The 22782-nt window shown below is 59.1% G+C and carries 26 protein-coding genes, 1 tRNA gene and 2 pseudogenes; 15 read left to right on the forward strand and 14 right to left on the reverse strand.

Annotated elements, in window-relative coordinates:
• Positions 1-46: 46 nt before the first annotated feature.
• The 4 genes from pal to C84B14_RS09175 all read left to right on the forward strand — a co-directional run bounded on the left by pal (position 47) and on the right by C84B14_RS09175 (position 2512).
• Entirely contained in the window at positions 47-628 is a 582-nt protein-coding gene (gene pal, locus C84B14_RS09160) for a peptidoglycan-associated lipoprotein Pal (RefSeq protein ID WP_348765513.1), read from the forward strand.
• 9 nt (positions 629-637) lie between these two features.
• The gene (gene ybgF, locus C84B14_RS09165) at positions 638-1399 is read left to right on the forward strand and encodes a tol-pal system protein YbgF (protein WP_353223520.1); all 762 of its coding nucleotides are present in this window, start codon (positions 638-640) and stop codon (positions 1397-1399) included.
• A gap of 300 nt (positions 1400-1699) precedes the next feature.
• Positions 1700-2398, forward strand: coding sequence for a 7-cyano-7-deazaguanine synthase QueC (queC, locus tag C84B14_RS09170; protein ID WP_353223522.1), 699 nt, complete (start codon positions 1700-1702; stop codon positions 2396-2398).
• Positions 2399-2436: 38 nt separating this feature from the next.
• Positions 2437-2512 (forward strand) — tRNA-Lys (locus C84B14_RS09175).
• A 70-nt stretch (positions 2513-2582) separates the two neighbouring features.
• Here the strand turns inward: C84B14_RS09175 and C84B14_RS09180 are convergent.
• The gene (locus tag C84B14_RS09180; RefSeq protein WP_353223524.1) at positions 2583-3578 is read right to left on the reverse strand and encodes a tyrosine-type recombinase/integrase; all 996 of its coding nucleotides are present in this window, start codon (positions 3576-3578) and stop codon (positions 2583-2585) included.
• Between the two features lie 9 nt (positions 3579-3587).
• Positions 3588-3818, reverse strand: coding sequence for a DUF4224 domain-containing protein (locus C84B14_RS09185; protein WP_353223526.1), 231 nt, complete (start codon positions 3816-3818; stop codon positions 3588-3590).
• 343 nt (positions 3819-4161) lie between these two features.
• Between C84B14_RS09185 and C84B14_RS09190 the strand changes: the two genes are divergently transcribed.
• The gene (locus C84B14_RS09190; protein WP_353223528.1) at positions 4162-4860 is read left to right on the forward strand and encodes an SOS response-associated peptidase; all 699 of its coding nucleotides are present in this window, start codon (positions 4162-4164) and stop codon (positions 4858-4860) included.
• 2 nt (positions 4861-4862) lie between these two features.
• On the opposite strand, the gene C84B14_RS09195 is transcribed toward C84B14_RS09190, so the two are convergent.
• From C84B14_RS09195 to C84B14_RS09215, 5 genes are all read right to left on the reverse strand, one after another.
• Positions 4863-5162 carry a hypothetical protein gene (locus tag C84B14_RS09195; RefSeq protein ID WP_353223530.1) on the reverse strand — a complete coding sequence of 100 codons (300 nt, stop codon included), beginning with the start codon at positions 5160-5162 and terminating at the stop codon, positions 4863-4865.
• Positions 5163-5297: 135 nt separating this feature from the next.
• Complete coding sequence (locus C84B14_RS09200) at positions 5298-6209, reverse strand: hypothetical protein (protein ID WP_353223532.1); 912 nt, start codon at positions 6207-6209, stop codon at positions 5298-5300.
• 296 nt (positions 6210-6505) lie between these two features.
• Entirely contained in the window at positions 6506-6649 is a 144-nt protein-coding gene (locus C84B14_RS09205) for a hypothetical protein (protein ID WP_353223534.1), read from the reverse strand.
• Positions 6650-7089: 440 nt separating this feature from the next.
• Complete coding sequence (locus tag C84B14_RS09210; RefSeq protein WP_353223535.1) at positions 7090-7836, reverse strand: hypothetical protein; 747 nt, start codon at positions 7834-7836, stop codon at positions 7090-7092.
• Between the two features lie 51 nt (positions 7837-7887).
• Positions 7888-8892 carry a hypothetical protein gene (locus tag C84B14_RS09215; protein ID WP_353223537.1) on the reverse strand — a complete coding sequence of 335 codons (1005 nt, stop codon included), beginning with the start codon at positions 8890-8892 and terminating at the stop codon, positions 7888-7890.
• A 354-nt stretch (positions 8893-9246) separates the two neighbouring features.
• Between C84B14_RS09215 and C84B14_RS09220 the strand changes: the two genes are divergently transcribed.
• From C84B14_RS09220 to C84B14_RS09260, 9 genes are all read left to right on the forward strand, one after another.
• Entirely contained in the window at positions 9247-10779 is a 1533-nt protein-coding gene (locus C84B14_RS09220) for a winged helix-turn-helix domain-containing protein (protein ID WP_353223539.1), read from the forward strand.
• Positions 10780-10990: 211 nt separating this feature from the next.
• A complete protein-coding gene (locus C84B14_RS09225) occupies positions 10991-11377 on the forward strand; it encodes a hypothetical protein (protein ID WP_353223541.1) in 387 nt (128 codons plus the stop codon).
• A 69-nt stretch (positions 11378-11446) separates the two neighbouring features.
• Positions 11447-12190 (forward strand): DUF4852 domain-containing protein, encoded by a 744-nt coding sequence (locus C84B14_RS09230; protein WP_353223543.1) that lies wholly within the window; start codon positions 11447-11449, stop codon positions 12188-12190.
• Between the two features lie 38 nt (positions 12191-12228).
• Positions 12229-12633 carry a hypothetical protein gene (locus C84B14_RS09235; protein ID WP_353223545.1) on the forward strand — a complete coding sequence of 135 codons (405 nt, stop codon included), beginning with the start codon at positions 12229-12231 and terminating at the stop codon, positions 12631-12633.
• Between the two features lie 73 nt (positions 12634-12706).
• The gene (locus C84B14_RS09240) at positions 12707-13147 is read left to right on the forward strand and encodes a hypothetical protein (RefSeq protein WP_353223547.1); all 441 of its coding nucleotides are present in this window, start codon (positions 12707-12709) and stop codon (positions 13145-13147) included.
• A gap of 142 nt (positions 13148-13289) precedes the next feature.
• Positions 13290-13712 carry a hypothetical protein gene (locus C84B14_RS09245; RefSeq protein WP_353223549.1) on the forward strand — a complete coding sequence of 141 codons (423 nt, stop codon included), beginning with the start codon at positions 13290-13292 and terminating at the stop codon, positions 13710-13712.
• 256 nt (positions 13713-13968) lie between these two features.
• A complete protein-coding gene (locus C84B14_RS09250; protein WP_353223551.1) occupies positions 13969-14361 on the forward strand; it encodes a hypothetical protein in 393 nt (130 codons plus the stop codon).
• 317 nt (positions 14362-14678) lie between these two features.
• Positions 14679-16103, forward strand: a complete 1425-nt coding sequence (locus tag C84B14_RS09255) for a hypothetical protein (RefSeq protein WP_353223553.1) — start codon at positions 14679-14681, stop codon at positions 16101-16103.
• A 10-nt stretch (positions 16104-16113) separates the two neighbouring features.
• Positions 16114-16815: a hypothetical protein gene (locus tag C84B14_RS09260; RefSeq protein WP_353223555.1), complete on the forward strand. Its 702-nt coding sequence runs from the start codon at positions 16114-16116 to the stop codon at positions 16813-16815.
• A 162-nt stretch (positions 16816-16977) separates the two neighbouring features.
• Here C84B14_RS09260 and C84B14_RS09265 read toward each other — a convergent pair.
• Positions 16978-18067, reverse strand: a pseudogene (locus C84B14_RS09265) (IS3 family transposase).
• Positions 18068-18157: 90 nt separating this feature from the next.
• On the opposite strand from C84B14_RS09265, the pseudogene C84B14_RS09270 reads away from it, so the two are divergent.
• Positions 18158-19172 (forward strand): annotated as a pseudogene (locus tag C84B14_RS09270) (IS3 family transposase); the annotation flags it as partial.
• A 78-nt stretch (positions 19173-19250) separates the two neighbouring features.
• Here C84B14_RS09270 and C84B14_RS09275 read toward each other — a convergent pair.
• The 6 genes from C84B14_RS09275 to C84B14_RS09300 all read right to left on the reverse strand — a co-directional run.
• The gene (locus C84B14_RS09275; RefSeq protein ID WP_353223556.1) at positions 19251-19517 is read right to left on the reverse strand and encodes a hypothetical protein; all 267 of its coding nucleotides are present in this window, start codon (positions 19515-19517) and stop codon (positions 19251-19253) included.
• On the reverse strand, positions 19518-20105 hold the full coding sequence (locus C84B14_RS09280; protein WP_353223558.1) for a hypothetical protein: 588 nt from the start codon (positions 20103-20105) through the stop codon (positions 19518-19520).
• 11 nt (positions 20106-20116) lie between these two features.
• Positions 20117-20386, reverse strand: a complete 270-nt coding sequence (locus C84B14_RS09285) for a hypothetical protein (RefSeq protein WP_353223560.1) — start codon at positions 20384-20386, stop codon at positions 20117-20119.
• Positions 20379-21215 (reverse strand): hypothetical protein, encoded by an 837-nt coding sequence (locus C84B14_RS09290; RefSeq protein WP_353223561.1) that lies wholly within the window; start codon positions 21213-21215, stop codon positions 20379-20381. The genes C84B14_RS09285 and C84B14_RS09290 overlap by 8 nt, the downstream gene beginning before the upstream one ends.
• 71 nt (positions 21216-21286) lie before the next feature.
• On the reverse strand, positions 21287-22336 hold the full coding sequence (locus C84B14_RS09295) for a DNA-binding protein (RefSeq protein WP_353223563.1): 1050 nt from the start codon (positions 22334-22336) through the stop codon (positions 21287-21289).
• A partial coding sequence (locus C84B14_RS09300; protein WP_353223565.1) for a hypothetical protein occupies positions 22336-22782 on the reverse strand: 447 nt, incomplete at its 5' end. The genes C84B14_RS09295 and C84B14_RS09300, both read right to left, overlap by 1 nt.

The raw sequence follows: 22782 nt of genomic DNA on the forward strand, positions 1-22782 counted from the left end.
GCTCGGATGATTCCGAGCCGACCTGTTCACAAGGAGCTTTTGAAAAATGAATAAAATGACGTTGAAAATGGGGCAGCGATTTTCGCTGATAGCCGTACTCGTTGCGGCCATGCTGGTACTCGCGGCCTGCGGCGGCAAGAAGAACCTGCGCGATGGCGATGACCTGCCGGCTGCCGGCATGGGTGGCCAGGACGACCAGGGCATGGGCATGAACTCCGGGCGCGACATCGACGTGCGCGGGCTCGAAGGCATCGACCCGGCCGACCGGGCCATGTTCATGGATCCGAACAACCCGCTGTCGACCCGTATCATCTACTTCGATCTCGACCAGAGTGCGATTCCTTCGCGCTTCTCGCAGGCTATTCAGGCCCATGGCCGTTATCTGAGCCAGCATCCGAACGTCAAGCTGCGTCTGGAAGGCCATACCGACGAGCGCGGCACGCGTGAATACAACGTCGCCCTGGGCGAGCGTCGTGCCGAGTCCGTGCAGCAGGCGTTGCAGCTGTCGGGCGCCAGCTCGAGCCAGTTGTCGACCCTGTCGTTCGGCGAAGAGCGTCCGGCCGAGCTGGGTTCGAACGAGTCGGCCTATTCGAAGAACCGTCGCGTCGAGTTCATCTACACCAAGTAAGTAGCCATCATGCGTCACGCACTACCGATAGCACTCGTGACGTTTGCCGTGTCCGCGTCGGCCGGGATCACCTCCCGGCCGGCGTCGGCCGCATCGGCGGACGCCGCACAGAACCAGCAGATCATGCTCGCCCAGGCCGATAACAACGGTGGTCCGAACCTGTTCTCGCTGTTTCAGACGGTCCAGCGGCTTCAGTCCGAAGTTCGCGATCTGCAGGGGCAGGTCGATACGCTCAAGTATCAGCTGCGCCAGAACGAGCAGGGCCAGCGCGATCTCTACGAGAACCTCGACAAGCGCCTGAGCGCCGTCGAGGGCGGCGGCTCAGCCGGCGGCGCGGCAGGCGACAGTGGGGCGTCCAGCGGACAGTCCGATTACAGTAGTTCCAGCCAGGATCCGGCAGTCGAAAAGGCCTATACGGCCGCCTTCGACAAGCTCAAATCCGGCGATTACGACGCCGCGATCGGCGCGTTCAAGGGGTTTCTGGAACAGAACCCGGAAAGCACGTACAGCGACAACGCCTGGTATTGGCTGGGCGAGGCGAACTACGTCAAGCGCAACTACGATGCCGCGCTGGAGGCCTTCCAGACGGTGGTCAACCGTTTTCGTGCCAGCAGCAAGGTACCGGGCTCGCTTTACAAGATCGGCGTGATCCAGGACGAGCGCGGCGAGACGGACAACGCCTACGGCACGCTCAAGCGGGTCGTCGATCAGTATCCCGACAGCAACGTGGCCGAGATGGCGCGCAAGCGCCTTCAGGGCATCGACGGCTAGCGGTATTACGTCAGCCGGCGCGACAGACCGCGCCGGCGTTTTGCCCGGCAATGCCGCCGCGCACTACCGAATCGTGCGGCAGGACTTTCTGACCCACCATCGGCAGGCGAAATACTCAATCCGCCTCGCGTTGGTCCGGCTGATCCGACGGCATACACTTCGTCGCTGCAGCAATTGTCTTTTGATCGCTTGATCTTAGCGCCCGTTGGGATCTTGTGCAGCCGGGCGGATTGCCAGGCGCCATGCACGGCGTTGCATACTCGCGAGCGGCTTGCGCCGCTAATCAACTGACCTTCGATTATGAGCCAGCCGAGACGCAAACGCGCGGTCGTCCTTTTTTCTGGCGGCCTGGATTCCACCACCTGCCTCGCCAAGGCGTATGCCGACGGCCATGAGTGCTACGCGCTGAGCTTCGACTACGGTCAGCGCCATACCGCAGAACTGGCGGCAGCCCGGGCCTATGTCAGCGAGCACGACTGGATCGTCGAGCACAAATGCGTGCGGCTGGACTTCGACGGCATGGGCGGCTCCGCGCTCACCGACCCGACGATCGACGTGCCCGATGCCGGCGGCGAGGGCATTCCCTCGACCTATGTGCCGGCACGGAACACGGTTTTTCTGTCCATAGCGCTTGGCTGGGCCGAGGTACTTGGCGCACAGGCCATCTATATCGGCGTGAACGCCGTGGATTATTCGGGCTATCCGGACTGCCGTCCCGAATTCATCGCTGCATTCGAGCGCATGGCCGCGCTCGCCACGAAGGCCGCCGTACAGGACGGCGATCGGGTTTCCATCGAGACGCCGCTAATCGATTTGAGCAAGGCCGAAATCATCCGCCAGGGTGTCGCGCTGGGCGTGGACTATGCGCGCACGGTGTCCTGTTATCAGGCCGACGCGCGTGGCCGTGCCTGTGGGCGTTGTGACGCGTGCCAGCTGCGACGCGCGGGTTTTGACCAGGCAGGTGTCGCCGATCCGACAATTTATCAATCGGGGCGCTGATTTTCCGAAAAGAATCGGGTATGATGCGCGGCCAATACGGGCCGTTAGCTCAGTTGGTAGAGCAGTTGACTTTTAATCAATTGGTCGCTGGTTCGAATCCAGCACGGCCCACCAGTATTTCAGGTGCTTGCGAGCCTGTATGATGCAGGCTTCGCTCGTTATTTTAGAAAAATTCTAAAATAAGCTAGTAAACAGGCCTGAATTTTTCCGGCTTTCGACGGTATATCCGGCGCCTTGTCGCCTCGCTCATGTGTCCTAGTAGACGCCCGTCGCCGTCATCTGAACCCGCCTTGGCCCTGATGTCGTGGAACGTGAATCGCTCCGGTATCACGCCGGCGCGCATGCAGTCCTCCATCAGGCGCTGCCACGCAGTCTGCACCCCGGCCGAGGTATATTTCTGGCCATCACTTTTGCAGACCACGTATAAGCTGTGTACTTCAGTGAGTTCCCCGGCCGCGCTCAGCACGCTCCTGAGTTGGTCTGAGTATTCGATGATCAGCTTGCGCGCAACTTTGCCTCGCGAGACGCTCTTTTGCTGCCGAAAATGGATACCGTCGGCTCGAAGCTGCGATCGTTCAAGGTTTACGAGATCAGCTTGGCGCTGCCCGGTGAGATAGGCCAGATCCATGAGAACCCGCATCTGGGCGCTAGCGCGCTGCCAGACGGCGTTGTACTCCTCATGCTCGATATAGCGATCTCGAGCCTCTTCTTTGTGCCGCTGGATTGTGGAGCAGGGGTTTACACCTGACGGCAACTTTCCGATACGAATCGCATACCTCATAACGTGTGATAAAAGGGCGAGCTCACGGTTAGCGGATACTGGTCGGTCTCGGCCGCGAATGTCGTGGAACTGGGCAACGTGATGCGGCCTTATCGAAGGCGGCTCCATAGCACCGAATATTTCTTCGAGCTGATCGAGCTGTCGCCCTTGTGTTTTAGCCGTGCTTGCTGCTTTCTTGGGCAGCACATCCGTGCGGTAGCGGCGAAAGACCTCTCGCATACCCGGCTCGGCGGTTGTTGTCTCTTTCATTGCAGCGAGATCGCGCAACATGGCCGCCTCGCCGTCAGCCACTCGTGTGAGGCGCTTCCAGTTCCCGCTCGGATCAACAAAATAGTAGCTCGGGCCGCGGATATAAACTCGTTTCGGCAGGCCGAGGTCGCGCTGTCTACGACGTCCCATATCGATTACTTAACCGTGGGCTTGATGTTTCGTCGCGCGAGCGAGCAGCGCGTCAAAGTTTGGCTCGCTGGAAGCAACTCCCGCGTTCGTCATGGCACGCTCATACGCGCCCCACGTCGTACGTGGGCGGCCGTCACGGCGCAGCGTGAATGCAACGCCGTTTTCTTTAAGCCATCGCAGTTGTCTTTGGATCTGATTCGGTTCGTAGCCCGTCAGTTCAGAGAGGTCTTCATCGCTCAAGAGAGGCCGTGGGTACAAAGTCATGAGGTCCTCGGAAGTGATTGTCACGGCACACTGCCGATAAGACCAACTTACAACGAGGCATGTGATCGACAAGACGCGCAAAACGCCAATATCGGTTACTTTTCGTATATGCAATGTCGAAGGTTAGGGGTGGACTGGCGACACCCGTCAGAGGTGATTCGAGCGGAGCAGGCGGGTCGCGATCGGTTGCGTATCGTCCGGCATGGCCAGCTCCGAGGCTTTAGAGCCCCACCTGGAGCCGGCCACTACACGCGCAATAGCTTTTGTCCGGTAGATTAAACGCACGGTTCTGGAACAACGCTTATCGCGTGCTATTGCTATGTGTGGACGCTACGGCCGAACGACATCGGCAGCTCACTTCGCGAAACTGATCGAGGCGGCCTCGCCCGACGATGTAACCGACGCGCCAGGGTATAACCTGCCGCCCGGTGGCATGCGGGCGTGCGCGCTCCGCACGCCACGAGACAATACCCTCAAGATGGGTTCGGCGTGGTGGGGCTTGATTCCGAGTGGCGCCAAGGACGCCAAATTCGCCCCGACTAACGCGCGCGTCGAGACAGTCGCGACCGTCCAGCCGTTTCCGACCGCATTTCGAAAGCGCAGGCTGCTATGCGCAGTCGACTACTGGATCGAATGGCAGAAACGTGAGCAAGGGGGCAAGCAACCCTGGTTAATTCGGCCTGCGGACGGCGAACCGTTCTTCTTTGCCGGACTATGGACGCAGGCGAAGGGGCTGCCTTCTGATCACAAGCTCGCCGGCGCCGTGACATTCACGATCCTGACCGGCAAACCGCACGACGATATCGCTCATATTCATAATCGCCAGCCGCTGGCCCTGACCAACGACGCAGCACGAGCATGGGTCGATGAGCCGGCCGATGCTTCAGTCGAGCATCTGCATGGAATTCTCGAAGACGGGGTGGTTCGATCCTACGAGAGCTGGCCGATCTCAACGCTAGTGAATAAACCGAGCAACGATGAGCCGGCGATAATTGAGCGAGTTGAGGTCGAGGTCTAACGCTACCCCCGATATGCGCGACGGCGTTCCTGCTCGCGTTTACCGGCGGGAAATTCTTGTAGATAGGCCTCGAGAGCTGCGGCCAGATGCTTTTCTAGATATCGCCGTCGCAGGTAATACACTCCGAGAAGCACCGCGGCCAGTACGGTGCAATAACCCGAACCGTCGAGCGGGATCGTGGCCCCGAAACGATCGGGCCTGCTCCATTGGTTGAGCGCGATCGCCATAAGAATGGACCCGAAGAAAATGCCCCAGGAGAACTTCGCCCACGTGTCCAGCTTTTCGCGGTGAGCGCTTCGCATGGCTTGATAGTCGCCTGGGCTGAGAATGGAGGAGGGAGTGGGCATACGCTGATACGAGTGGGGTGAAAAAGGACGCCGAGCAAGCCTAAGCAAGGCCGCTCGGCTATAAGATCGCGATCTGCGCAGGAGGTCAGGCTAGGCGCCCGGCGCTGGTTCGATGAAGTATAGAGCCTGGCCCTCGTGGAGAACCATCGGGGCCGGGAACAGGGCGTACTCGGACTCGTTCTTCTGGAATGGCATGCGGTTCGGCGCGATATATATGAAGTAACTGCGCGGCAGTTCTGTGCTCATGCCGTTGAGCAAGCGAAGCATTGGCAGGTGTGGCTCTTTCGTAGCCGTCCAGCCTGCGGTGTCGCGGAAGTAGTAGCTCACGCCGAATTCAACGCGCCACGCTGGATAGCCGCCGAGCACGGCCGGTGCAACCGCATCATTGATCTGCTGCGAGGCCTTCCCGAGCATGGGGATGCTGAAGCGCACTTCGCAGATGTAGGATGCTGTTTCGCATTCGCCGCCGCCGATGTATCCAATTAGCGCGTCATAGGAGGCTTTTTGCGAGTCGGTTTGCCTGATCCGCTCCCAATGGTAGGGAGTGGGCATCTGCATGGCTTCCATGCCCGCGCGGGCCAGCGTCGTGATGCGGCTTTTCGCCTGAACGATTGCTTCATCGCTGGTGGCAGCTTCGCTTTTCGGGATCCAGGCAACGATGTTCGTGCCTCCCGCCTTGGGCACGTCGCCGCCCAGAAGCAGGTTCGTGAGCATGTTCATGCCGACGTTGCCGCCGAGAGAAAGACCATTGGGGTTGCTCAGAAAGCCCAGCCCACCGGCCGCGAGAGTGCCGCCCAAGCTCGCGCCGTTTGTGTCGATCTGTTGCTCGACCTTTTCGTGCTCTACGTCTTCGAGGATTTCGTAGCCGGCCGCACGCGTGAGATTCCACGCCTGCGAGTGGTTGGGATCGGTGTGGTGCATTGTTGGCGGCGCCGTGGCGCAGCCAGACAAGGCGGTCACTGCGAGCGCGGCTGCAATAGCGAAGGTATGGCGAGAGATCATGGGCTTGGTTTCCTGATAGGTCGTATCGTCAATGCTAGTACGGAGCGGTAATTCCGCAATAGGTTCAGCCGCTTAGGTATCGGCAGCAAACGCTCGGGGATAAAAAAGGGCGCCTGCTTCATAGCAAGGCGCCCAGATCGAAAAGAGGCTGTGGCAGGCTCTTCGGCAGGGGCGTCGCTGGCGTCGGCATCACTGGCTGTTTCATCGGTTGTCTGCTTCGAGATTGAAGCCGCAACTTCTTCTTCTTTGCCCTTGCCCTTGCCCTTGCCCTTGCCCTTCGCGGCACGGTGAGCGTGCTATTCGAGATCGACAATGCGATTGCCCAGACGCAGGGTTCGACGCTGCCAGTCGAAGATCAGGTGACGACGGTTCTTGTTCTCCAGCAAGCCGTTGATCCACAGACCGTCGATCACCGCCACGAGCGCGTCGTACAGGCGCATTACATCGAGCAGGCGAGTGACCTACCGCGAAGAGACCTGCACGCTGGTATGCATGGGCGAGCTGTAGACCACGCCACGCTCTACGCCGCCGGCGCGACCCCGGCCCGACAACACGCTTCTTCACCCACCCCGGTCAGGGCCATCCCGACCGGGGTGGTCTTGGCTGTCTCATATCAGTTAGGAGATCACCAATGAATCATTGCCCCGATCATGCACGCGCCCATGGTGTACTCCTGTGGTGGGTCGTTGTGGCTGAGGTGTCAGGTTCAGCCCCTGGGCGAGCGCCGCAAGTCCGCATTTCGGTATGGCGCCGGGTGTTGTTGGGGAAGCGGGTGGAGCGAGCATAGGCGTCGAGCGAATGGCCCCATGCCCCGCGGTCAAGCGACCGTCAGCCGCAGGGTGATCCAGGGCAGCAAAGCCCCGCCGTACCATCGCGCAAGCTAGCGTTCCGGCGGTCTTTCGAGTGCGCGCATGATTTCGCCGGCTCGCTCCTGAAGCTGCAGGCGTTCTGTTTCGCCCATCACATAGAACTGGCCACCCACCAGCCCGGCCGATAGCAGCATCACCGCGATCGAGGTGCCCTTCGTCGGCGCGGGCTCGGTCCAACGCGCAAGAACGCGATCACTCAAGCGAGCCTGCTTGCGGTAGCGAAGGGCGCGCATGTGCGCGGCGTAGGATTCCGACATCAGCGCCAGGCCCGCCAGAAACGGCGCGCTGGCTCCGAACAAAAGCACGGCGGCCGTCTGTGCCGTAATGCCAAAATATTCGGCCACCCTCGGCAGGCTCGTCCCATACGCGATGCCAAGCGCACCCAGGCCCAGCGTGACGACAGCGCGCCGAAGGCGGCGCCGGCCGCGTTCGCGGGTCAGCGCTTTGTCCAGGTAGACATGAAACGCAGGTGTATCGAACGTGCTCGTCGGAACGCCCCACCAATAACGCTTGTCCGTGTCTTCGTGTACCCGCGAATCGTTGAGCAGGTAGCGCCCGAAAGGGATCTTCTGGAGTTTTCTCACCATGCCTGACCAGCCGTATCGCGATCCGGGCCGCACGATATGTTCGACAGCTCTGGCTTCACCCGCGATTTCGGCCGCGCAAATGCGGCGAATATGCTCGCCGCCGGAAACGATCTCCCGTGCACCGTCATCGGTGACGACCCGAAAGGGCGTGCCGTCGATCGTACCGGTCAAGATGAACAGGTCTTCGATTCGCCCCGTGGAACGGACGCGGCCATGGCCTTGTCAGGTCAGTTCACAGCTTTCGACGGTCAGTACACTTTCGGACCCCGATTCATGGAGCGCGGGCTTAACCAGAAGCCAGTCGTTGGCATTGCATGTGTGCTCGGTTCCCGCATCATCGATCACGCTTTCAGCGCGCAACTCGTGGCCCAGGGCGTGGTCGCCGTGGCCCTGGCACATCGCGCACCTCTGCCGGCCCGCGCCCTCGCAGACGCTGCAGGTGTAGACGAGCTGGCCGTCGCCGGCACAGGTCGGGCAACAGACACGGCCATTACCGCAGGAGCAGGCGATCGAGCCGCCACAGAAGCATTGATGTCGCCCCGCGCCGAAGCACGACCAACAGCGCACTGGTTTGTCCCATCCGGGGTACGTCACACCGCTGCCCGAGCATGTGCTGCACGGGTAAGAACCGAGATGGCACCGGTTGGGGCATGGCAGTCGGCCCGACCCGTTACAGAGCATACATCCTGATTCACCGCTTACGTTGCAGGGCGCGCATGTGAACACCCTGTCGCCGTGACCCTCGCAGGGCGCGCAAATGACCGTGCCGTGCTGATTGCAGGTGTCGCACGCCACCATGCGGTAGATCGTGCGCTCGAATGCTTTTTGGAAGACCTCGATCGGGTAGCCTTCGCCGGTCAGCAGATCGGGCTTTGCGGCGTATTCGAACACCCCCTCGAAGGCATCGCCGAGTTGCTGGCTCAGTTCCGCGCCATGGCGAATCACCGCCGCCTCGTAATCGCGCGTGACTTCGATCGCCTGGGCATCGTCCGGTCGGCGGGGCCAATGCCGCGGCGTACAGCACGGGGCCTGGCAGCGCACGCGATAATCCCGCTGCACTTCCACGGGCACCATGCGCGGCGTATGGACGCTGACTTCTGAATGCCGGGCCGGATAGACGCCGCAGATCATCAGCTCGGAGATGAATGCGTTGTCGTGCAGTTGGGCCGGCTGAAACCAGCCGCCAACGATGATTCCGGAGTTGATCGTATCGCTCTGAGTGGTCATGTGTGGCCTCGCTCGACCCTCGTTTTTCGATTAGTGTTTAACGGCAGCGCCGCCAGGCAGCGCAGTTCCAGGAAGCTGTGTGGCAAACGCTCATCGAATCGTCGCTGCCGATTGGTTTGTGCGAGGCCGCCGTTGCCGAATGAACAGTCGTTGTAGCGGTCGCCGAGAGAGTGCGCAAATCACGCGCCACGGCGAACGAAAACATCAGGATTCTCCCCGGAAAAAGAGCGGCCGGCATGGATTTGAGCTAAAAATATGCGCGGCACGGGGGCTGATAATCGCGGCGAGCCCGTAGGCATCAACAAACGGACACGCGATACGGATTAGCGATTCGATTTTCGGGGGACAAGTAAGATGGAAAAGAGCGAACAGGATGAAGGCTGGCGTAGCCTCACCGGGCAGTGGCGGATTGGCCGACATGCGGTGTTCGACGCCGAGCGGCGTACGTTGGCCGCAGAAAATCAGAAAGTATCCTGCACACCGCAGGTCGCCGATATTCTGGCTTTTCTGATCGCCAGTGATGGCCACTGGGCTACTCACGACGAATTGGCGAACGCCGCCTGGAAAAACGGCGCGGTTTCGCCTGCCGGCATCAATTCCGCGATCAAACGGGTTCGTGACGCGCTCGGGGATGACGGCGTATATCTCGAGTCCGCCTCCAGAGGGCATAGCGCCTACGAGTTGAAAGCGGTCGAGCGGCTGGGGGGTACTGAAAACCTGACGCGATCACAGACCGTACCGCTCGTTGACGAAGAAACCGTGCCCGAGGCCGAAGCCAGGACGAAGCCCGATTCAGCCTCGGTGCGTGTGTCGAATCGGCGCCAGACCGGCACCACGGTCGGCTACACCGCCGCCGCGGTCATCGCGGTCGTGGCCATCGGCGGCGGTGCGATGGGGTTGATGAGCGTGTTCGATACGCGCGACGCGGCGTCGCCCGGCGTGGAGAAGCAGTCGTACGCCCAGATGCCGGTCTCAGTGGAAAGCGATCCGGCCGCACCAGGCAACGCCCACGTTCAATACGGCGCGATCAGCACCCTGCGCTGGAATATGTTCAATGATCCCAACGTCTCGGCGGACTGGCTCAGCCGCGTTGTGTCCGGCAACAGCTCGTATCTGGATCCGACTACCCGTGCCGGTGTTGCCTATGCCGACGGGCTGCACGCGTACGCGAAAGGCAATTACGAACGCGCCCGCCAGCGGATCGAAACCGCGCTGGAGGCCGCGCCGGACACGCCAGACTATAAGGCCGGGCTTGTCGCCGTCGAAGCCGCGGCCGGCAATCGCGCTGCCGCCAAAGCGCATCTTGAAAAGTTGAACAACGCAACCCTCAAGTATCCCGCGCCGACGCGACTCGCCGCCGAGCTACGTTATCTGACCCACACCGCGGATAGCCGTCCGGCACAGGAACGACTCGACGCATTCGACGATCTGCTGAATCGCATGACGCCGGTTTTTGCCGGCAACAGTACCGCGGTCGCCGGCGCCCTGGTGGGCCGGGCCAACGCACTTGCCGCGCTCGATCGCTGGGACGAGGCCTACACCGCGTTCCAGGATGCGCTGGCGATCACCCAGAAATTTCCTTACCACTGGAGCACCTGGTGGGGCCGAACACTCATCGCCCCGCTCGCGCGCGCCGCGGGTCACGCCGGCCACTGCGGTAGACAAATCGATCGACTCGAAGGTTCGCTGCAGATTCCAACGTTGGGGAATAAATACAACACGATGGATGCCGCGATCGCCATCGAAACCGTGCGCTGTCTCGATGCGCTCGGCCGCGAAGACGCAGCACCCTATCTCAAGGCGCTGCGAATTGCCGGCCAGAACGGCGTGCTCACCGAATCGCAGCGGACAAGTCTTGCCGAAATCAGCGCCGCGGCCAGTGCGTGATGTCGGCGCCACGGTGGTGGACCTTGCCGTGCGGCCATCGGCTGTAGGCGAGTTATGAACCTAAGGTGCTGTTTATTAAACACGAAAGCTAGCTGAAAGCTACGCGCAAGCCTGCCGTCAGCGCTCTTCGCTGGCGCTTGTGCAATCTGACCTCGCCGCCCGGACGGTTCGCCGCCCGGGCAGCATCACTCACCCAAACGAGGTCAGCGTTATGAACCCATCCAATCTGTTTCATCCCTTGCTCGCCGGCCTGTCGGCCGTACTGCTCGTCGCTGTGACCGCCTGCAGCAGCGAGCCGGGCGCGGTTTATGTCGACGCGTGGAAGCTCGTCGGCCACGACGGCCCCGAACGCGTCACCATCGAACGCAATAACGATAATTTTCGCGTCGATAAAGAGAACGACGACGATCCAACCAATGACGTGATTGTGCATCTGGAAAACGGCGCGCTGGTTTTTAACAACGCCACGACCGGTAGCGGCATGACGTTCAACTATATCGAGCCGACAGACCAGCTCAAATGGGAAATGACCGGCACGGCGCGTGTTCAGCGGGAACTTCAGAATCTGCCGATCGAATTCATGCTCGAGCGCGAATAAGCGCCCAGACCGATCCCATTAGGCCGTGGCTCTTCCCGAGCCGCGAAGCCCAATATCAAGGAGTTCCTCATGACCTACCGTCATCGCATCGCGGCCGGCCTGCTATGCCTGTCCAGCGCACAGCTCGCCGCCGCCGTCCCGACGCCGACACCCAACGAAGATGGCACCTACGCCCTCGAAGAACCGGCCGTCTATCTCACCTGGCTGAAGCTCCAGACGGACTACGACTTCGAGGCGAACAAGACCGAACTGACAAAAGCATTCCACTGGAATCGCTATACCAAGAACCGCAATAACGAGTTTTCGCTACAAACCGTGCTCGACGCATCGCTTGCCGATGTCGAAAACAAGGTCGAGCAATGGCCCGAGGCACCGACGTTTCGTATTCGCACGAGCGCAAGTTTCGGCGAATACGATTTCGACAAGGAGCAGTTCGCGTTCGATCCGATCGAAGCGGGTGCCTACTATCCGATTCCGCTCGGCCGCGAGCTCTATAACCCGAATAGCTGGACCTCCAGCCCCGGCTACGCGCTGACCATCGCCGATGCCGTCAAGATCGACGGCGTGGCCGTGCCGCGCGACGGCGCGCAGGCCATGATCGAAAGCCGTACCAGCCGCTCGGGTCGAGTCGACCGCAGCGTGGTCATTGTCTACACCATCAAGGTCGTGTCTGCCGGCACCACCAAGGTTAACTACAACAACACCGTCAAGGAGCTCAAAGGCCGCGTGACTTCCGCCAAGGCCTATGCCGTTGGCGATCGCCAGCCCGTTAGCGAAGACGCGCTGCTCGCGAGCTGGCCGGCCGATTCCTGATCGCTCGCGTTGCCATCCAAACAATCAAGGATTCTGTCATGACAAAACCACAAATCACCGGCCTGACCGCCTGCGCGGCCATGGCCTTCTCTGTCTTCATGCCCATTCTCTCGGCGCCCCAGACATCGCTCAGCCTGATGTCCAGCAACGAGATCCAGGCTTTCATCGTGCTCGCGCTAACTGGTCCGGCAGCCGCCGGCTTCTATTGGCGGCGGCCCATCGTCGCCGTGCTGGCCAGCCTGCTGAGCGTGCTGTTCGCCTGCTTCCTGCTCGTGATCTATATCGGCGCCAAGACGACTGACGACCCGAACGAGTTCTCCGCCATCATGTTTATGAGCCTGTCCTGGGGCTGGCTCGTGATTGTCGGCGCAGCGCTCGTGATGGCGGGTGCTTCGTTCAAGACGCGTCGCGCGAAGGTTGAAGCTTCCACTACGTCAACCTGACGTGGCATATTGTGCCTCAGGGGATAGACACGCCGTACCATGCGGCCTGTCTTTGAAAACGGGGGGAGAAGGGGTGCCAGAAAACACCGCCACGCTAGCCAAGCGACTTACAGTGCTCGCGCTAGCACTGAGCGCCAGCGCTGCGCACGCCATGAACCCCGCGCTGCTCAAGCGCCAAACCGAGACTGCCAATGCCGGCATGGTCGGAAACCGCTATATGCGTTTTGTCACCGCCGAAGACTGGACGGTTAACCGGAAAGAAGACCGATTGGAGGCAGAGATAGATTTTCCGGCTAATGCTTCGATTGAAGGACGCTTACAGGGTCGATTGCCTGATGGATGTAATTTTAGCTCGCCTAGTATCGAGGCGATCGAAACCCTTGATGAAGGGTTGCGTTTTCGAGCGCATGCGCGAGCGCAACGCTCGACGATGTATTTTCACGCAGGGCCAATATCCAGCTGCAGCTCGCGCGCACTTTGGTTTGTGCTAGTCGGGAAAGATCAATATCCCTAATGACAGATAGCATTATAGATTTCTCTAGTCTTTATTTTAGCTGAGTTTTACGCAAAAACTGGCCGATAAGCGGACTTTTCTGCGTTTTTAGTATTCGCTGTAAAAGAGCGATAATATTTTTTCACTGTTATTAGGGGGCGATATGACTGGGGGTTTTTGGATCGTGGTCGGGCTGGTTTGCTTTTTCATCCCGATCCCGCTTTTTCCTATAGCTGGGCTTGTGGCCATCGTGTACGGGCTGTACCTGATTATGACTGGTAAGAAACCAGGAAAGTCTCAGGATCCGGAGGGTAATAAGGTTTATCGGTTTGGCAAGGTAACGATTTTTCCAGAACGCGGAGTTCTAGAATACAAAAGAAAAGAAATACCGATCTCTGAAATTACAAATGTTAACTTCGAGCAGAAAGATCAAGGGTTTGCCGGCGGCGGCGTTCGCAGGATAGAGATTTTAACAAACGATATCGATGATCCTGTTATATCTTTCAAGCTATTCGCTGCAACTCGAAAAGAGCTAGATAAGCAGTACCATCAGCTTCGGCTGCTTCTAAACTGCCGATCGGTTTGACGTTTGTCTGGACTTTAAGAAAGTCTCTGGTCTAGATAAAAGCCACCGTGGCATTCGCCGTAGTGGCGTGATTTTCGCCTGTAAGGCCTGCCACTCGTGTCGTTAAAGCTCGTGCGTTTTCATGTTTGGCGCCATTACGTTCTTTTTTTGTTTTCTTCGACTCTTTCTGCTTGATCGAGCCTGGCTGCGGCAACTTGGCATCGCTCCCGCCAGTAACTCGTCGCGTGGAGCCACTAACGCTAAAGAGATAAGAATAATGAATCAATCCAAGCTTCTTTATTTTGTGCATACCGCTGTCAGCGGCGTGCTGCTTGTCGCATTGTCAGCGTGCGGCAGTGATTCGGGTGATCCCGGTGATGCCTATGTCGGCACTTGGCAGACGGTCCCGGAGCTCGATACGAGCATCATCACGATCGCGCGCGACGACGACATTTTTCGCTTCACACGCGAAGACGTCGACAAACCGAACAGCATGATCTTCCATCTCGAGAACGGCGTACTCGTTTTCCAAAACAAGAACGACGACCACGGTATTACGTTCACCTACTTGGAGGAAACAGATCAGATGAAGTTCGAGCCCACCGGTGGCGCAACTGAGTTTATCAAAAGCCAAAATCACGAGGTTGGAATGTTGTTTGAGCGCCGCTGAACACGTTGGATCAATACCCACGCTACCGTCGTGCTTATTGCTCTCGTGAGCAAAAAAGTCGCTTGCGCAAAATTGTGTAATGCGTGCGTGATCCCATTACACACTTTACATCCGACTCAGCCATTTTCCGTGAACTCGAAAGTGCGTCAAGACTGGCACCAGAAAAATTGGACAAGATATAAATGGGTAGGCGCACGTTGTCGCGGAGTGCATAGTTTTTCGCGGAAAAATACGAGCATAAAAAGTGCGTTTGAAAAATGGTCGTTATAAGCTTTTTTAGCCTTTAACTTTTGGCAGCATTATTTAACGGGGAAGTCATGAGAACTGTATTTGCGCGAGTCTTGCTCGCAGGCGGAATGTTGTTCGCCACCATTGCTCTGAGCGCCTGTGGTGATGGGGCTAGCAAGTCCAACTTTAAGTCGTTGATCGAGGATGCTGTCGCGAAGGCCGATCCAGCAACCAGTGGATTGGCGCTGACACTAAAGTTGCCTGATGTTTCGCTTCGCGGCGATAACATAGCGCTTGACGTCAGTCAGCCGACCATCAGTTACGCTGCGCTCCAAGCCCTCGTACGTCAGGACATTCTCGAACGCGTGCAACGTGATGGAGACGTCATTGAGTACGCCTTGGCCGACAAAAACGGCGCGAAAAAAATTATTGGAGTGAATGGCGATCAGTTGGTTGTTTTTTTAGGAAAGTTCGTTCCAGACACGATTACAAACTTCACCAAGCCCAGCGATGAGGTATCCAATCCGGATTCGATGGCGACCGTCGATTTTAAGGTTGAATATGCGGGCTGGTTGAGCGACGACGGTCTCGAGACGCTGCGTGACTGGTACGGGATCGCCTATGCGGCGCGCTATCAAGGCGATAACCCCGCAAAACATACCGCGACGGAAGCCGTGCAAATGGCTCAGAGGGTTAGAACTGCCCACTGGGATGCATCGCGCACGCGTGCTGCCAAACAACATAAGCGGGTCATACAAAATTGGGCCTCTCTTGCATTTAGCGGTATGACGATACCGGTCCGGCTGCATAAGAGCGACGACGGATGGAGGGTTGCAGACCCAGTCAGCGATTGGGTGCCAACCGATTTCAAAAGCATTGAGCCGAAGACCAATACCGATCTACAGCAAGCCGGCGAGACTATCGCAACCCGTTTGAATCCTGACGTTGAACCACCGGGCAAAGTCGACAAGGCTGCAATCGATCAAGCATTCACATCGGCCGTTGACCTCGGCAGAAGCCTGAGCGTATCCAGCCCGTTTAAATCATCGCCTCATGGTCTGGTGCCAGTAAGTTGCACAATCGATCCACGGCGCGGTTGGAATCAAATCAACATGCATTACGACTGCAACGAAAACCGGGCGAAACAGTTAAACCAGCTTGCCGCCGTAGGGCTCGTTACACGAGCCGTGCCCGGTTCTCGGGAAGTCTCCTACACGCCGACGGACAAGCTCAAAGATATTGTCCATAACGGCAAATTGCCTTTTGGAACTCGAAAGGTCCAGACAATTGAAGCTCAGCAGAGCAGCTTGAACTGGGATGGTCAGCCGATGGTTTCGGCCAATGTGATGGCCAGAACAGTGCTCTACGACTGGGTCGGCCAAAGCGGGTTCGAAGTACCGGATGTTGATACCGAGTCGGCCAAGCATTACGGGCTAACAATGGTTCAGAACGAAAAGAAGCAATGGCGCGTTACCAGCATGTCCACTCGGATCGACGCGGCTAGCCTCAACTAAAGGAATGGACATGAATCTATTCAAAGCAACAGCCTGCATGGCGATCGTCGTTGGACTGCCTTGTTCGTCCATTGTGCTTGCCGACGACACGAACGCTGAGCACAACTCGAATCCAGATGTCTCGAACGACACAGTGGCCGGATGGATCGAGCAATATTACGGCCAGATGGATTTCAACACGCGAGGTGGTCAGTCGCTCATATGGAAAGCACCGGGTCTTGATTCCGAAGACGGCGCCACGTGCCGCCAACGAGTGACCGGTGTGAGTTCGTCCAAACGCCGAGAGATTCAGCACTCCGCTGATTACCAGCGCGTTTCGACATCCTGCTACAGATTCAGCCCAGGCACCATGAAGAGCGCAATGGAGATGGGTCTGGTCGACCAGAACAAACCCTCTCCTTTCGTTTTTAACTTCAAGCTTACTGATCGCGGCCGCGAGCACGTGGAGTCGCTGGGCAACGGGCGGTTCCAGATTCCGGTCGCGGCTGAAAGCCTTGAAAACGTGTTGTCCGCAAAGGCAAGCACTAACCGGTACGGCGTCGCGGTGGTCGATGTGACTTTCACCACTATACCGAAGGCGCTTAACTGGGCGGCGCCCTATGTTGGCAGGGATAAGGCGGTATCAATCGGCAATCCATCCTCCAGCAAGCATGTGGCTCAGTTCTGGAAGACAGACAAAGGCTGGGAAGCAGCGTACGTATTTGATGGCTGATTTATCCATACGCCAGACCGCGCAGAAGATGAATCTTCAGACAGATTATTCAATCAAAGTCGAGATTAATGGGGTTCTCACCCGTTAATGCGGACACTTCGAAGAAGAGTCATCATGGGGCTGACCCTCTCCCCGATAACCGAGTATTCAGACTTGGAAAACTCAGGCCTGTGAGTGACTCAGATAGTACTCGCGGGGCGTCACATTCCCGAGCGAGCTGTGGGTCCGGTCTTCATTGTATTCGATGCGCCAGTTCTCGATTTTTTCCTGTGCGTCCTCCAAGCTCAAGAACCAGTGTACGTTCAGACACTCGTCTCGAAAGCTGCCGTTGAATGATTCGATGAACGGATTATCCGTGGGTTTCCCGGGTCTTGAGAAGCCCAACTGGACGCCGTGCTCATAGGCCCACTTGTCGAGCGCCTTCGAAATGAATTCGCTCCCATTGTCCACTTGTATGCGTTTTGGCAATCCGCGCATCTGGCCGATCAGTGCCACGGTATCCACCACGGCATCGCCTTTGAGCGAGTGATCGACCGTGATCGCCAGCGCTTCGCGACTAAAATTATCCACTACAGTTAACGAGCGAATTCGGCGCCCGTTGAACAGCTCATCGGCCACAAAATCCATGCTCCAGGCTTCGTTTGGTGCGTCGACTGCCGGCCGCGATTCGCGATGCATGGCAGCGACTCGTCGTCGCGGTCGCTTGCGCCGTAGATTCAGGCCTTCTTCGCAGTAGATCCGATACGTCTTCTTGTGATTGATCACCCAGCCTTCACGACGCATCAGCACTTGAATACGCGGCATCCCATACCGTAGCCGCGTCTCGGCGATCTCCTTGATCCGGGCGCGCTCGGCGCGATCGTCTCTCGGGTGGGCCTTGTAGTAATACGACGAACTGGAGGTCAGCAGGATCGCCGAGGCACGCCGCGTGCTCACCTTGTAGGCCTGGATCAGCCCGTCGGCCAGGTCACGCCGTCGGGCCGCCTTCAGAGCTTTTTTCGCAGCACCTCCTGGCGCATCTCCTTGTCCAGGCTCAGATCGGCGACGAGCTTCTTCAAGCGGTTGTTCTCTCCTCGAGCTGCTTGAGCCGGCGCACTTCGCTCACACTCAGCCCACCGTACTTCTTCTTCCAGTTGTACAGCGTCGCCTGCGAGATGCCCATCTTGCGGCAGACCTCTTCGGCGCGTGTGCCGGTCTCTGTCTGCTTGACCGCAAAGGCGATCTGCTCGTCCGTGTACTTCGACTTCTTCATGGTCCATTTCCTCCGCCTCTCAGCGTGATCGAAATGGCCCGAATTCTCTAGTTCTGATCGCTGCGCTTTTCAGGGAGAAGGTCAAAATAACTGTGCCGCCGGCACGGTTTTCCGAGGCCAGCTACTACACGTGGCGGAACAAGTTCGGCGGCATGGACGTCTCGGACGCCAAGCGTCTGAAGGCGCTCGAGACGGAGAACAGTCGCTTGAAGCGTTTGTTGGCCGAGTCGCCGCTTGAAAACGAGGTCACGCGCGAGGCCTTGCGAAAAAAATGGTAACCGCAACAGCCAAGCGCGAGCTGGTGCGGTTTATGGGCCAGCGCGGCTTGAGCGAACGGCGTGCGCTGGCCGTCGTGGCGATGAGTGCCAGCGCATTCCGGTATCAGCCGGCGCCGGATCAAAACGAGCGCTTACGCGCTGAGATCCTGCGCCTGGCTCAGCGTTACCGCCGCTACGGCGCGCCGATGATCTATCTCAAGCTTCGCCAGGCCGGCTGGACCGTCAACCACAAGCGCGTCGAACGACTCTATGCCGAACAATGCCTGCAAGTGCGCCGGCGACGGCGCAGGAAGGTGCCGATAGCCGATCGGCAGCCGTTGATTCGTCCCGCTCGGGCGAACGAAGTCTGGTCGATGGATTTTGTATTCGACCGGGTCGCCGATGGCCGCGCCATCAAGTGCCTGGGCATCGTCGACGACGCGACCCATGAGTGCGTCGCGCTGGTGCCCGGTCGGTCGATGAGCGGCATGCAGGTCTCTCGTGTGCCGGATGAGTTGGCGCTCACACGCGGCCTGCCGACGGTCATACGATCAGATAATGGCCCTGAATTCATCGGCAAGGCGATGCTGAACTGGGCACATAAAAACGGCGTTCAGCTCAAGCAGATCGAACCCGGCAAGCCGAATCAGAACGCCTATATCGAGTCTTTCAACGGTCGCTTTCGAGACGAATGCTTAAACGAGCATTGGTTCGTGACCTTAGCTCACGCGACCTCGATCATCCGCGGCTGGCATCGCGAGTACAACGAAGAACGGCTAAAGAAAGAACTCAGCGGGCTGACGCCCGCTGACTACGCTGCGCAAATGGCCGCAGAGGCGGCCATTTAAACCCTTGGACTCTAGACCTCACTGCTACTAAATCCGGGGGATGGTCGAATCGGCGACGCGTAGGGACGGGTTAGGTTGTCAGGATTTTTTGCCCGTACCCGGTGCGCCGCCTTGAACCATGCCTGGTAAGCGGCCATTGCTCGTGTAGGTGGCTTTGAACGACCGCTTTTTGCGCTTGCCGTTTCGAGCCTTGTGACCATTCTTTCGCGTTTCGTCGAGCCGCTTCTTTTCCTCTGAAGCTGCCTCTTGGGCCCGTTCGACTGCCGCTTCGTAGCTGATGCCCAGCTTTTCTCGCAGCTTTATCGCACGGTATTGGATCTGCTTTTGGCGCTCCGTCATGGACATTCACTCGCACCCGCGGGCCAAGCCACCCGAATTGTTCGCCGTGAACACCCGCCAGTGGCGCCAGCCGCGCTCACACCAGAAGCCCCATTCGCGTGATTTCCTAGCGGTCAGAAACAGCGTCGTGACCGGACGGCCATCATCGAGTTCGACGCGGTGCGGGTAGGCCGCTTCGCGGCGCACGACAATATCGCCAGCCGTTCGGCGGCGGCGCACAGTGGGGCCGGCGGGGTAGTCGAGATCAGCCGGGACATGCTCCCAATAACTGCCATCGAGCAGAACGGTGACCCAACTCCAAGGGTGATCGTGTAGTGCGCGATCGTCGTCGCTACGCAGAAAGCGATGCACGTAGGCGTTCTCGAGTGCGTGATCCTGTGACTGCCAGAGACGGTTGAGCCAGGGTTCACAGAAGGCGTCGAGCTGTCGGAACTTGCGACGGGCGAACCACCGCAGCATGTAGGGGTTTTCAGGGTCTGGAATATACTCGTCCGGCGCGCGATCGTCGGTATGACAGGATCGAGCCCAGTCCAGTATTTTCGACAGCGTTTCGGCGTCCAGCGTGCTGTCGCGTTCCAACAATGTCTCTGCCAATCCCTTACGTCCTACTTACGTGTGATCGTGATCTGCCAATCGCCGATGGCCTCGCCTTGGGCCGATGCGCCGTTGAGATCAATCGTCGCGGTATCTGCATTGCTACGGCGGGCGAGATCGACCAGCAGATACGCGGCCATCGTTGTGTGCGCACCGGTCGCACCGTACTCGTCAGCGCACGTCTGGGAAAGGTGGCGCACCAGCTTGCCGAGCGCGGCATCATCCCAGGCCAGGTAGCTATCGGCAGCTTGCTCGTCTTCTGTGAGGATCAACTCAGCCATTGTTCGCTCTCGATGCGACGCGACGCGCGACCACCATGCGAATCGTCTGGATGATGTCGCTCGCGGTCATACACGGCGCGTTCAGGCCCAACTGGCGCAGAAACAGCGTTGCAATCCGGTAGGCATCCTCTGGCGTCATCGGCACGGCACGCACCGGATGATCTTTCGCCCAGGTGCGCACGAACAGCTTATTGCCCTGATCCTCGATCGAGAATCCCTTGTCGTTGTTCGCACCGTGATTCTTGTATTCGCAGCTCGGGATCAGGCCGAGCAATACGCCGGCGACGACGGGCAGTTCGTCACGCGTTAGCTGAATGCGCAGCTTGTCCTTCCAGTCGTACTGACGCGGGGCAGATGCCGTGGCGGAATCCAGCGCCACGGTGAAATCCTCGCCGCGCGTTGTCGTCGGCTCGAAGCACAGCGCGGCCTTGCCGCCGTAGACGTGCATCGTGTACTCGAAGTCGCTCGGTGCGTTGTCATTTTGTGCCGCTGGCGCGGGCTGGCCCTGCGGTGGCGCGCTCGGCGGGCCGAAGTCCGGTGCACCGGATTGCGCGGGCTGCTGCGGTGCCGGCGCACGCTGGGGCTGCGGGGCACAGGCAGCGTCCTGCGGCGCGGCCGGTACCGGCTCGGCACCCACCTCCTGAATAGAGCGCTCGATGTAGATGCGGGCATTGCTGTCGGCCTGCATCGTCGTGACCGCCGAGATCAGATGTTTGCGGGGCTTGGTCGCGCGCAGCTGATCGAACTGCTGCCTGGTGAGGCGTGGCAGGTTCGCCTGCTCAAGCAGATCGTTGAAGTCGCGCAGGGTTTGAGGGGCAGCCGTGGTCATCTTCTTGTCCGTCCTGATCGGGGTTGCGTTACAAGGCCTATTGTCCGTATTCGGCTGATTCTGCAAGCCGCTCAAGACGCCGATTCGCCCTTGCTGCCCGACGGTTCGACACGCGCCTGCAAGGCCGCGATCTGTAGTGCGCGTTCCTCGGCAAGTGTGGTCGCACGGGTCAGATTCTCGCGCAGGCTGTCGTTATCCGACTGGGCCGCTGCCAGGTTGTCCGACAACGACTGCACACGCTGCTCGTGGGCCTTGCGATCGCGGGCCATTTCGGTGGTCATCTCGTCACGCACCAGCACGGCCCGGTCACGATCGTCGATCAAGCGTTGGATCTCGACTTGCTGTGCCGCGATGTGCTCCTGGCGCTGTTGTAGCGTCTCGCGGGTTTCGGTCAGTTCTTCTCGTATGCGCTTCTGCTCGGCGTCGTGCTTGGCCTGTGCCTCGCGTAGTTCTTGGCGCGCATCGTCGATCTGCTTGGCCCACGCCTTCTGTTGGGAATCCGAGCGCTCGATCTCGCGCTGCCAGCCGGCCTCACAGCGAGCGCGCTCTTTCTCTGCTGTTTCGAGCTGGCGTTCGTGCTCGGCAATCAACTGAGCGCGCTGTTCGGTGTTGCGTGTGCGTTCGTCAGACAGGGTTTCGTCGAGCTTGTCGGCGCGGGTCGCCGCGGCCTGCTGTTCCTTCTGGCTGTCATCAAGCGCGGCGTCGAGCCGCTTGCACTCCGCCTCGGCTGATTCCGCGCGCTGTTGCAGGTGTTCGATCTGGCCGTCGAGAACGCCGATCCGGGTACGCGATTCCTCTAGTTCGCCGTGCAGTGCCGTTTCGCGTGCCTGCATCTTTGCTTTCGCACGCTCGAGTTCTTCATTGGCATAGCCGCGCGCCTCCTCGTAGAAGCGGTGGGCTGCGTCCACCACGACACGCGGCAGACCTTCGGGTAGACCGCTACCCATCTGGTCGGCCAGTCCCTGCCATGCGTTTTTCATGTGCCGCGTGAGCGTCTGCTGCGAGGCGGTGGTGCCGAGTTCGACACGCACCTTGGCCATCGACGGATATTCGCCACGCGCAAGGATCGCGCGCAGCGCGTCGTGAAGCGACTCAGGGCTAAGTTCGGTTGTTGTGGCCATCAGTAGGTCACCGGGTTGTAGCCGGGGCAGGTACAGCCCGGCAGCGCGAGCGCGCCGATCGCCAGTTCTTCGGTCTCGGCGCGAATGGGGTAGAAGCCAGTAAATGCCCAACCATCGTGGCCCAGCCCGTCATACCAGCCCGCCGTGTCGCGGTAGATGACCGGGCGGCTACGCAATCCGCCGAGCTGGGAAGCGATGTAAGCGACGACGGCTGCCGCGTCGTTGGTGACGCTACGGCCGCGATCGAGATCTGTGACGACAACGATCTCGAACTGATCGACTTGTACGACGCGCCAGGTAAACGACGACATGAGGTGAACGGTTTGCATGGCCGCGATCTCAGATAGATACGGCTCGATTATACCGTGCGGATATGCAATACGCGAGACGTACCATACAGTACGATAAAGCCAAGAATCCAACACAACTGTACTTATGTTGTGTAG

It is taken from the genome of Salinisphaera sp. C84B14 (genome assembly GCF_040361435.1).
GTDB lineage: Bacteria > Pseudomonadota > Gammaproteobacteria > Nevskiales > Salinisphaeraceae > Salinisphaera.